Genomic DNA, 11,522 nt, shown 5'->3' on the forward strand with positions numbered 1-11,522 from the left:
GCCTAACATTCAGTAACAATTTAAGATGCAAGCTCGCGTATTAGCAAGCGGCGTTTTGCAATCGCCTACCTTCATTTCATGACGTCAATTTTCTTTCCTGTACGCGTTGGGTCATTGATTGTTGCAATGGGTAATTAACTACCTCACCGCTACGATGCAAACGGCGCCTGCTATCGGCTCTTTCTCTCATGCAGGTACCGACGATGACTGATTTCGCCCTTCACAACCCTCATCAGCAACTGATCCAGGAACAGCTACCGGCCTGGGCCAGAACGATGCAACCTGAGCACTGGCGGCGCTTGCGCGAGAGCGTGCAGCCCGAGCAAGGCCTGGAGGGTCAAGCGCCATGGTTCGCCAATGCTGCACCCGATCTGCGCGAAGCAGTGCTTGCCAGCCAGCGCCGCCTGGACGACTCGCAGTACCAACTGGCGCGCGCCATGGCGGGCCTGCAGAACGTTGCTGAATTCGCCGAAGCCTTGCTTGAGCAACGACTGAAGGCCGAGCACCAACTGTCGGTGCCGCTGCGCAGTACCCAGCTCATCCATATTCAACACAGGTTCAGTTTCGGCACCTACGTCACCGGCCACAAAGCGACCAGCCTGCTCGAAGCCGCCCTGCACAACTTCGAAGAGCAGCCCACGTTCAGCCACGACAGCGCCCTGGTACTGGACGGTGATGCGCAGTTCGAAGCCACCACGGTCGTCGGCCAGACCACATTGGGCGACAGCGAAACGCTGGTCGATATCGACCTGCCGTCCGAGTCATACCGTATCAACCCGCTGCCGCTTGCTCCCAGCGGCTACGCCCGCAGTTGCCGGGACCTGGACATTGGGCAGCGTTATCAGGAACACCTGCAGGCGATCTTCGAAACGCCCTCAAGCCCGGTACGCGCGGCCTTCATGACGACCCTGCGTGACCGCCTGCGCCTTGCCGCCGACATGGCCTTGCTGCGCCACACCATTACCGGCGCCGGCCGTGATGTCATTGAACAACTGCTGGCACAGGCCCCCGTACGCTGCTGGCAGCCATCGCTGTTCGGCATCGCACTGCACGAAGTGCTGATCATCGACGCCGGCACGGCGGGTTTGTTGGTGTACCTGCCCGGTGATGAGCAGCGCCTGCTGCAGTTTCCCGACCGTGCCGGCGTACATGCACATCTCGCCACCCACTTGCTGCAAGCGGATTACCGACGGGGTTTCCAGCGATACGTCTCATCGTTGCAGTGCTATCGTTTCCTCGACCTGTTGCACCAGAACCTCGACGCCGCAGGTAACAGCCCCGCAGATCAACGGTGGTCGATGCGCGAGGGCGCCGACCTGCACCTGACCCTTGCCCCCATCGAGGCGCCACTGCTGGCTTTCCTCTATGGCGATCATGTGGCACGCCTGAAGGCCGAGGCCGCAGCCGTGGCAGTGCCTACCGCAGAGGTCGACAGGCAAGCGCACCAACGGCGCATCGCCCAGTGGCAAAGCATGGGGCTGGACGCACTGATGGTTGCAGGTTTCTTCATACCCGGGGTTGGCACCCTGTTGACAGGGGTAATCGCCTGCCAGTTGCTTGGGGAGGTGATCGACGGTTACCAGGCTTGGAGCATCGGCGACCGCCACCTGGCCTTGCAGCACATTGAGGCGGTAGGCCTGAACCTTGCTGCGATCGGCGGTCTGCATGCGGCAGGCAAGGTGCTGCCCAGGCTGTTCAACAGCGCGCTGATGGAAAGCCTTGAACCGGTGAAACTGCGGGACGGCAGCCGACGGCTCTGGCGTGCAGACCTTAAGGGCTATGCGAGCAACGTGCAGTTACCAGCAGAACTTGAAGCCAACCCGCAAGGGTTGCGAACCCACCAGGGCAGACAATTCATCCACCTGGATGGCCAACACTATGAAATTGCCCTGGACGGCACCGACCAACGCTGGAGGATCGTCCACCCCAGTGACCACGAGGCCTACCGGCCGCTGCTGGAACACAACGGCGAAGGCGCCTGGCGCGCGGAACACGAGGCACCTCAGGGCTGGTCCGACAGCCAGTGCGTGCGCCGCCTGGGCTTGCCTGTGGATGCACTGGACGATGCGCAACTGCAACAGGCCATGGTCATCAGTGGTGTGGACCGGGCACGTTTGCAGGCAGTACACCTGGCCGGTGAAGCCACCCCTGCACTGCTTGCCGATACGCTGGAGCGTTTGACGCTGGCGCAGCAAATGCCCGAGCTGGACGGCGCAGCACTGACGCGTATTTACGGGCGTACGGCAAGCGCCGCCGAGCAGCGGATGTGCGATACCTACGCGCCATTGACCCCACCGCTTGCCAGGCGTCTGCTGGCTCGGCTCTCACCGGAGGCGTTGGCCAATTGGCAAGCGCAAGGAGCGTTACCGGCCTGGCTGCACCTGGAAGCCGAACAGATCACCCGGGATCTGCCATTGGTCCGTGCCCTGGAAGGCCTGTATCAGCCGCGCCTGGCCAACCGCGACAGCGAACGCTTGCTGCTCGCCTGCATGCAACGGTACTCCGGCTGGCCACAGCAGTTGCGCGTTGAGATCCGCGAGGCCACGCCAGAGGGCACCGTGCTGGCGGCCATCGGCGACGAACAGGCCAGCGAGCGTTGCCTGTTGCTCAGGTCGGGTCAAGGCTACGAGGTCTTCAATGGCGAACGCCCGGTTGCCAGGCCAGTGCATGCCGATGCGTACCAGGCGCTGTACGCCGCAGCGCCACCAAACCTCAAGCGCGCGTGGGGCAGTGCTGGCGCGCTGGGCGAGCGCACGCAGCGCCTGGCCGCTGCCGAGCGGCGCAAGTGGCCGATGCGCCTCTGGGGGCCACAGGCCAAGCGCCCTACCCCGCGTCACAGGTTGCGCGGTGGCGCACCTGTCACTCCACTGGCACCCGCCTCACCGTTCTTCAACCAAAGCGTGCCGGCGCGCTTGCGCAGGCTCTACCCCAGCATCACCCAAGAGCAGGTCGAGCGCTTACAGGCAGACTGGCGTAACACGATGCGCTCTGCAGAGACAGAATTACGAATGCGTGAAGACACCTTGAGCCAGTTGCGCACCGACCTCGATCGATGGGCAGCGGCCGCTCCCCGGCGCCAGCCCGCCGTGCGCAGGATTCTCAACGCCTGGCAGCAAAATTCGATACGTGTGCTGTCCACCGGCCAACGCATCCACTCCCTGGACCTGAAAAACTTCGAACTGGAAAACAGCGACTTGGCTACCCTCACGCTGCCAGCAGGTTTTAACCACGTCGCGGACCTTGACCTCAGCGGTAACAGCGCACTGAGCGAGTTGCCCGCACAATGGCTGCAGTGCCTGCCCGAACTGCAGCGCCTGACCTTGAGCCGTTGTCGCTTCGCCGCGGTTCCAGAGGTTCGGGTACCTGGCAACCTGCAATGGCTTGACCTTGAACATAACCGCATCAGCTGGGACGCACGCTCACAGGCAGCACTGGAACGACTGGACGGGTTGAGGGTGCTGGATCTCTCCGAGAACCCGTTGCTCCACGCGCCGAACCTGCAGAACCTTCCAGGGCTCGGCTCGGTGTTCATGGTCAACTGCGGCTTGACCGAACTCCCACAAGGCCTTCAACGACTGGAGTCGGTATTGATCATCGACCTGTCCGAGAACCAGTTCCAGCGCCTTCCACAGGGGTTCACCCTGCCCGCGGCCAGCGCCAATGCCTTGGCCCTGGAAAGCCCGGCGCTAGGGCTGCCCATTCGCGAGCAGATTGAGGATTATTTCCAGCTTCATGGAGCTGACCTTCTGGTATCCGATATCGACTACCAGCCGCTGTTGGCCAATGCCAGCGCACAGCGACTGCGCTTGTGGGCGCGCGTGCCGTTGCACTACCGGCGAGAGCTGCGCCAGCTGATCGAGGACATCGCCGATTTCGATGACTTCGATGCAGGCCTGGAGGCACTGTGGCGCTGCCTCGAACGCATGGACGCAGACCCCGCTTTTCGCGATCTGGCGCTAGACTCGCCGGCTACCTTGCTGCTGGATCTCTGAGCCGCTTCAGGCACTGCCCTGGCGGCCCCGCTCGGCCCGGGTCGCCAGCCAGCGCGCAAGGTCCGCCGCCGGCATTGGCCGGGCCAGCAGATAGCCCTGCCCCTGGTCGCAACCGGCGTTGCGCAAGAAGTCATACTGTTCCTGGGTTTCAATGCCCTCGGCAGTGATCCGGAAGCCTAACGCATGGCCCAGGTCGATGATGGCCCGGGCCACGGCCACTGCATCGTCATCGTCCGGCAGGTCTTTGATGAACGCACGGTCGATCTTCAGGTGATCGATCGGCAGCGCTCGCAAATAAGCCAGTGACGAATAACCCGTGCCGAAGTCGTCCACCGCCGTGGTCACGCCCATGGCCTGTAATTGGGCCAGTACCTCACAGGCCTGTTGCTGGCTTTCCATCAGCAGACTTTCGGTGATTTCCACTTCCAGCAGGCTCGGCGCCAGGCCATGACACTCCAGCGCCTGGGCCAGGCTGGAGACATAGTCGCTGCGCTCGATCTGCAGCGCCGCCACGTTGATCGCCATTGGCCCGGGTACGCGGTCCTCGTCGCGCCAGGCGGCCATCTGCGCGCATGCCAGCGCCAACACGCGCTCACCCAGCGGAATGATCAGGCCCGTGCGCTCTGCCAGCGGGATGAACTCGGCCGGTGACACCAGGCCATGAACAGGGTCCCGCCAGCGCAGCAATGCTTCGACACCCTGCAGGCAGCCGCTGAACAGGTCGACCTTGGGTTGATACCACAGCTCGAACTCGTTCGCCTGCAAGGCACGGCGCAGGTTGCGCTCAAGCTCCAGGCGCTGCTGCAGGCGGGCAGTCATGTCGGTGTGGTAGGGGCGCCAGGCGTTGCGCCCGCTTTCCTTGGCTGCATACATCGCCGTATCGGCGTGACGCAGCAGGCTGCCGACATCCTCGCCGTGCTGCGGGCACCTGGCCAGGCCGATACTGCCGGTCACCAGTGCGGTACTGCCATTGAGATCGAACGGGCGTTGCAGGCAGCGCAGCAGGTGAGCCACCTGGTGGCTCACCTGGCCCTGGGTGCCGCGCAACATGAAAACGAACTCGTCGCCGCCAAGGCGGCACACCCGGTCAGGCGCGTCCAGCTCCTGCAAAAAACGCGCGGTGGCTTGCTGCAGCAACAGGTCGCCCATGGCATGGCCGAGGCTGTCGTTCACCTGCTTGAAGCCATCGATGTCCAGCATCAACACAGCCAGACCATCGCCCTTGAGAATGGCATCGGCCAGTTGCTGCTGGAACAACACGCGGTTGGGCAAGCCGGTGATGGTGTCGTAGTGGGCCAGCCGCTCAAGTTGCGCCTGGGAGCTGCGCAGTTCTCGATTGCGTTGCTGCAGCTGGCGTTGCTTACGGTTGATCAGGGCCAGGAACAGGCTGGTCAAGCCTGTACAGGCCAGGGCGAACCAGAGCAGCGGCGAGACCAGAGGGCTGGCCATCAGGCCGTCAGGCTGGCGCTGCACGTCCAGATGGCCCAGCAGCACCGACAGGGCGATCCCGGCCAAGGCAAAGCCCACCGGCATCAGGCTGCCAAGGGAGCGGCGCAGCTGGCCGGTGGGCGGCGGTTCATCAGGTAGTGGGGTATTGGACGGGGTCATAGGCCTTCGTATGCGCTCGATTGCTTATGTATCGGCGCACTGCGGGCAATATTGAGCCAGACTGGTATTTTTCTTTCGCCGGGTGCATCCTCGAAGCTGAAGCGATTCACCTACCCAGACTTGTGAGGTGCAGTACACATGGACCACCTGCTCGATTCGCTGTTCCCTGCTGCCGGGGATGTCCCCACCCCTTGGCAGCTGGGTGAACCCCTGGAGCAACGCGATTACCTCGTCAATGGCGAACTGAGGCGCTGGGACGGCCCGCTGGCCACCGTGCGCAGCCCGGTTTGGCTAAAGGAAGGTGACGGCGAGCGACAGGTCATCCTCGGCAGCGCCCCGCTGCTCGATGCTGATACGGCACTGACGGCACTGGACGCCGCCGTGCAGGCTTATGACAAAGGCCGCGGCGCTTGGCCGAACATGCGTGTCGCCGAACGCATCCAGCATGTCGAAACCTTCCTTGCGCGCATGCGCGAACAGCGCCAGGCCGTGGTAAAGCTGCTGATGTGGGAGATCGGCAAAAACCTCAAGGACTCCGAGAAGGAGTTCGATCGCACCTGCGACTATATCGTCGACACCATCAACGCCCTGAAAGACCTCGACCGCCGCTCCAGCCGCTTCGAACTCGAACAGGGCACCCTCGGCCAGATCCGCCGCGCACCGCTTGGCGTGGCCTTGTGCATGGGGCCTTACAACTACCCGCTCAATGAAACCTTCACCACGTTGATCCCCGCGCTGATCATGGGCAACACCGTGGTGTTCAAACCGGCCAAATTCGGCGTGCTGTTGATTCGCCCGCTGCTCGAGGCGTTCCGTGACAGCTTCCCGCCGGGGGTGATCAACGTCATTTATGGCCGCGGCCGCGAAACGGTCAGTGCCTTGATGGCCAGCGGCAAGGTCGACGTGTTCGCCTTCATTGGCACGCACAAGGCCGCCAGCGACCTGAAAAAGCTCCACCCGCGCCCGCACCGCCTGCGCGCCGCGCTAGGGCTCGATGCCAAAAACCCCGGCATCGTGCTGCCCCAGGTAGACCTGGACAATGCGGTCGAAGAAGCGGTCACCGGCGCGCTGTCGTTCAACGGCCAGCGTTGCACCGCACTGAAAATCCTGTTCGTCCATGAAGACGTGGTCGAACCGTTTCTCGACAAGTTCCAGCGCAAGCTCGCCGCGCTCAAGCCTGGCATGCCCTGGGAGCCGGATGTGGCCCTGACGCCGCTGCCGGAGCCGGGCAAGGTCGATTACCTCGACGCCCTGGTGGCCGATGCCACGGCCAAAGGCGCGCGGGTGGTCAACGAGGGTGGCGGGAACAGTCGCGGTTCGTTCTTCTACCCTGCCCTGCTCTACCCGGTAACCGGTGACATGCGGGTGTACCACGAAGAGCAATTCGGCCCCGTGGTACCGGTGGTGCCCTACCGCGACCTGCAGACGGTGATCGACTACGTGCTCGATTCCGACTTCGGCCAGCAGTTGAGCCTGTTCGGCAACGACCCCAAGACCATCGGCAGCCTGGTCGACATCTTTGCCAACCAGGTGGGCCGTATCAACCTCAATGCCCAGTGCCAGCGCGGGCCGGACACCTACCCCTTCAATGGTCGCAAGAACAGCGCCGAGGGTACCTTGTCGGTGCATGACGCCCTGCGCGTTTTCTCGATACGCACCTTGGTCGCGACCCGCTTCCAGGAAGCCAACAAGGAACTGATCAGCGAGATCATCCGTAATCGGCAGTCGACGTTCCTCACCACCGATTACATCTTCTGAACGGGCCCTGCTTATAGACAAACGATCTACCTGAGCTGTCGATTTTCGAGCTGCCTGACCGACTTTATGCAACAGGGGCGCAACCTGCCCCTTTCGCATTCATTTCAGAGGAGTGTCGAACATGGCAGCCCGCCCCATTCCCGAAGGCCAGCACAGCATTACCCCGTATTTGGGCATCAAGGATGCCGCCAAGGCCATCGACTTCTACAAGCAAGCCTTCGGCGCGGTCGAAATGTTCCGCCTCGAAGGCCCGGACGGCCGCGTAGGGCACGCCGAGCTGAAGATCGGCGATTCGTCGCTGATGCTCGCCGACCCGTGCGACATGGCGGGCGGCCTGACCTCCAGCCAGTCACTCAGCGGTGTCGCCATTGGCCTGCACCTATACGTGGAGGACTGTGACAAGGTCTACGCCCAGGCCATTGCCGCCGGGGCCACCCCGTTGCATGAGGTAAAGGACCAGTTCTACGGCGACCGCAGCGGCACGTTGAAAGACCCGTTCGGCAACATGTGGTTCGTCTCTACCCACAAAGAAGACCTCAGCCCCGACGAAATCCGCGCCCGCGCCGCCAAACTGTTCGCAGGCAACCAAGCGACTGGTTGAAAGCGGCGCGACTTTGCCTGAAGCTTGTGGCTCGTAGCTTGGAGCTGCTTCATGCGAATCATCGACAAAACCGCCGCGCAGGTACGTAGCCTGACCCAGGCCGAAGAGGAACTGCTGCAGGCATTCGCCACAGGCACTCTCATTGGCCCCGGCCTGTTACAGGCCAACCAGCTACTGATGAAGGTGCGCAGCGCCAACCAGTGGCTGGCCTGCGATTGCCGCAAGGACGCCCTGCCGGTGCTCAACGTCACCCTCAATGGCAGCACCGGCACGCTGTTTCTCAAGAACAACCCCGGCACCGCCGAGCATGCACCCGGCTGCCCGTTCAGCAAAGATGAGCGCGAGGCCGCCGAACGCGAGGCGGACCCCGCCCCGCCCGCCGCCTGGCTGGCCCCTGACACGCCACTGCGCCTGCTCGGTGACTTTCGCAAGGCCAGCGAAAACAGTGGCGCTGCCCAGGACGGCAGCGAACGCCGAGAGCAGCAGCGCCTGCTCTCGCTGCTGCTGACCTGGATCGAAACCAGCGGCCTGAACCTGTATGCCACGCACCTGAAAAAGGACCTCACCGCGCAGTTTGCCGAATTGCGCAGTGTCGCCAGCCGTTACCCCCTGCTCGAACGCGTGCCCGCCAGCAACTACCTTGAAACCCGGCTGGACATGAAGCACATGATGATGCTCAAGGCCCGCCTGCGCGAAGCTACCGTATTCGGCAACCATCGCCGCCATGGCCTGTTGCTGGACTGCGTCGAGCAGATCAAGGGGCGCAAGCTGTTCAACAACCGCAGTGAGGATGGCTTCGACTTCCAGGGGCATCACCTGTACTGGGGTGGCAGCCGGGTGTCTGGGCCGCTGCTGGCGCTGATCCTGTACTCGCCCACCAGCGCAGGCAGTCACTTCTACGAGCTGATCCACGTGGCCAGCGTGCCAGTGTTGTCGCGCGCTCACCTGTTCCCGGTTTACCGCGACGAGGAACGTGAACCGCTCAAGGCCTTGGTGTCGTTGATCGACTGGATGGCCAGCAAGGGGGTCAAGGTGCAGATGCGAAGGCCCGTGATCGGTGGCCAGGTGATGGATGAGCTGGTGCTGACCTCCGACCAGGACCGCGTGCTGTCGGTATCGCTGCTGGAGCAGCCGGTCGGGCCGGAACCGGATGCCGAGAATTTCAAGCGGTACGCCGATTTCAAGAGCCTGGAGACATTCCGCAAGTTTGTGGCCGGGTTCTTCATGCGCGAGCGCTGAGCTAGCAGTCGAGGCGGGCCGGCCTATGGCCAGGATGTTGCTGGGCTGTTGCGATCGAGCGCGGCCCGCGCGGCGCTCGATCGCAACAGCGCCCGATCACCCAAGAAACAGCTTGTAAGCAGGATTCTCGGTCTCATCCCAGTACCGATAGCCCATCTCATCCAGCGCCAGCGGCAGCCCTGCCTGCTCATCCTCGGGCACCTCCAGCGCGGCAAACACCCGGGCTTCGGCCGCGCCGTGGTTGCGGTAATGGAACAGGCTGATGTTCCAGCGCTTGCCCAGCCGCTCCAGGAAGCCCAACAACGCTCCTGGACGCTCCGGGAACTCGAAGCGCAGCACCCGCTCATCGGCTCCCGGCGCCGCATGGCCACCCACGGTATGGCGCACATGCAGCTTGGCCAGCTCGTTGTCGGTCAGGTCGAGCACGCTGTAACCCTGCTCGGCGAGGTGTGCCAGCAGTTTCTCCCGGGGGTCGTGCAGCGGGTGCGTTTGCACCCCGACAAACAGGCGCGCTTCCTTGCCGGGGTAGTAGCGATAGTTGAACTCGGTGATCTGGCGCTTGCCCAGCGCCTGGCAGAAGGCCCGGAAGCTGCCTGGCTGCTCGGGGATGGTCACGGCAATGATCGCCTCGCGCTGCTCACCCAGCTCGGCACGTTCGGCCACATGGCGCAGGCGGTCGAAGTTGACGTTGGCACCGGAGTCGATCGCCACCAGCGTCTGCCCCCGTGCGCCTTCGCGGGCCACGTACTTCTTGATGCCAGCGACCGCCAGCGCGCCGGACGGCTCGGTGATCGAACGGGTATCGTCATAGATGTCCTTGATTGCCGCACACAGCTCATCGCTGCTGACGGTCACCACCTCATCGACGAAATGCCGGCACAGTTCAAAACAGTGCGCACCGACCTGGGCGACCGCCACGCCATCGGCGAAGGTACCTACCTGCGGCAGGATAACCCGCTCCCCCGCAACCATGGCGGCCTGCAGGCAATTGGAGTCTTCCGGCTCGACACCGATCACCTTGACCTCGGGGCGCAGGTACTTCACGTACGCGGCGATCCCTGCCACCAGGCCACCGCCCCCGACCGGCACGAAGATGGCATCCAGCGCACCCGGCTGCTGGCGGAGGATCTCCATGCCGACCGTGCCCTGCCCGGCGATCACGTCGGGGTCATCGTAAGGTGGCACGAAGGTAGCGCCTTCGCTGTCGGCCAGGGTCAGTGCATGGGCCAGGGCGTGGGGGAAGCTTTCACCGTGCAGCACCACATGCCCACCCCGCGAACGTACACCTTCGATTTTCAGCGAAGGCGTGGTGGTCGGCATGACGATGGTCGCCTTGATGCCCAGATGGGAGGCCGCCAGCGCCACACCCTGGGCGTGGTTGCCTGCCGATGCGGTGATCACCCCACGCTCGCGCTGAGCGGGGGTCAGGCGCGCCAGCCGGGTGTAGGCACCGCGGATCTTGAACGAGAACGTGGGCTGCAGGTCTTCGCGCTTGAGCAATACCTGGTTGCCCAGGCTGGCGGACAACGCCGGCGCCGCTTGCAGTGGGGTCTCGATGGCCAGGTCGTACACCGGCGCAGACAAGATGCGCCGCACCTGCTCCGACAGCAGCTGCTGAGGGGTAAGCGGGGTACGGGGGCTGACGTTGAGGCTGGTCATCGGGTGCAACTCCTTGGCTGTTTTCACGTTGCCCAGGAGTCGAAGAGTAGAAACCCGCCTCCAGGGCGGGTTCGGTGCACGTACGCGCTAGCCCGCCAAACTGATAATGGCGGTAATAATAATGGCGTTCACATGCGGGAAAGTGTTCATGGGGAGGGAACTTATCCCGCTGTACCTTGGCGTGTCAACACTTGGCTTGCTGTGCCGAGAGCGGCACATCGAACACCTTGTCGAAACCCCACTGGAACACGAAGGCATAGACGAAGAAGAACACGAACAACGCCATGTTGGTGAGCAACGCTGCCCACAGGCTGACATCCAGCCAGTACGCCACCAGCGGCAGCAGGATCACCACCAGCCCGCCTTCGAAGCCCAAGGCATGCAGCAGCCGGCGCATGAAGGTACGTTCACGCTGGTGCTGGCGCGCCTCCCAGCGCTCGAAAGCCCAGTTGAAGCCCATGTTCCAGCTCATCGCAATGCCCGACATCAACGCTGACAGCACGGTCGACTGGGCCATGCCGGCACCGAACGCCAGTTCCAGTGCCGGCGCCACACAGGCCACGGCGATGGCTTCGTAGAGGATGGCCTGGACGATCTTGCGTGCCTTGCCTTGCATCTTCAGCTCCCTGTCGAAAAGGCCTACCACGTTACTAGAAGCCGCTGGC

The 11,522-nt window shown here is 63.3% G+C and carries 7 protein-coding genes; 4 read left to right on the forward strand and 3 right to left on the reverse strand.

Annotated elements, in window-relative coordinates:
* Positions 1 to 203 precede the first annotated feature (203 nt).
* Positions 204 to 3,992: a leucine-rich repeat domain-containing protein gene (locus ACEWE8_RS03890; protein ID WP_046785982.1), complete on the forward strand. Its 3,789-nt coding sequence runs from the start codon at positions 204 to 206 to the stop codon at positions 3,990 to 3,992.
* Positions 3,993 to 3,998: 6 nt separating this feature from the next.
* Here the strand turns inward: ACEWE8_RS03890 and ACEWE8_RS03895 are convergent, their stop codons facing one another.
* Complete coding sequence (locus ACEWE8_RS03895) at positions 3,999 to 5,600, reverse strand: bifunctional diguanylate cyclase/phosphodiesterase (RefSeq protein WP_046785981.1); 1,602 nt, start codon at positions 5,598 to 5,600, stop codon at positions 3,999 to 4,001.
* 138 nt (positions 5,601 to 5,738) lie between these two features.
* Here ACEWE8_RS03895 and ACEWE8_RS03900 point away from each other — a divergent pair, with 138 nt between their 5' ends.
* The 3 genes from ACEWE8_RS03900 to ACEWE8_RS03910 all read left to right on the forward strand — a co-directional run bounded on the left by ACEWE8_RS03900 (position 5,739) and on the right by ACEWE8_RS03910 (position 9,198).
* Positions 5,739 to 7,358, forward strand: a complete 1,620-nt coding sequence (locus ACEWE8_RS03900; protein ID WP_046785980.1) for an NADP-dependent glyceraldehyde-3-phosphate dehydrogenase — start codon at positions 5,739 to 5,741, stop codon at positions 7,356 to 7,358.
* 121 nt (positions 7,359 to 7,479) lie between these two features.
* Positions 7,480 to 7,959 (forward strand): VOC family protein, encoded by a 480-nt coding sequence (locus tag ACEWE8_RS03905; RefSeq protein ID WP_046785979.1) that lies wholly within the window; start codon positions 7,480 to 7,482, stop codon positions 7,957 to 7,959.
* A 51-nt stretch (positions 7,960 to 8,010) separates the two neighbouring features.
* On the forward strand, positions 8,011 to 9,198 hold the full coding sequence (locus ACEWE8_RS03910; RefSeq protein WP_046785978.1) for a hypothetical protein: 1,188 nt from the start codon (positions 8,011 to 8,013) through the stop codon (positions 9,196 to 9,198).
* Between the two features lie 96 nt (positions 9,199 to 9,294).
* Here ACEWE8_RS03910 and ilvA read toward each other — a convergent pair whose 3' ends face one another.
* Positions 9,295 to 10,857 (reverse strand): threonine ammonia-lyase, biosynthetic, encoded by a 1,563-nt coding sequence (gene ilvA / locus ACEWE8_RS03915; RefSeq protein WP_080952106.1) that lies wholly within the window; start codon positions 10,855 to 10,857, stop codon positions 9,295 to 9,297.
* A gap of 184 nt (positions 10,858 to 11,041) precedes the next feature.
* Positions 11,042 to 11,473: a PACE efflux transporter gene (locus ACEWE8_RS03920; RefSeq protein WP_046785977.1), complete on the reverse strand. Its 432-nt coding sequence runs from the start codon at positions 11,471 to 11,473 to the stop codon at positions 11,042 to 11,044.
* Positions 11,474 to 11,522 lie beyond the last annotated feature (49 nt).

It is taken from the genome of Pseudomonas sp. TR47, assembly GCF_044143025.1.
Classification (GTDB): domain Bacteria; phylum Pseudomonadota; class Gammaproteobacteria; order Pseudomonadales; family Pseudomonadaceae; genus Aquipseudomonas; species Aquipseudomonas putida_E.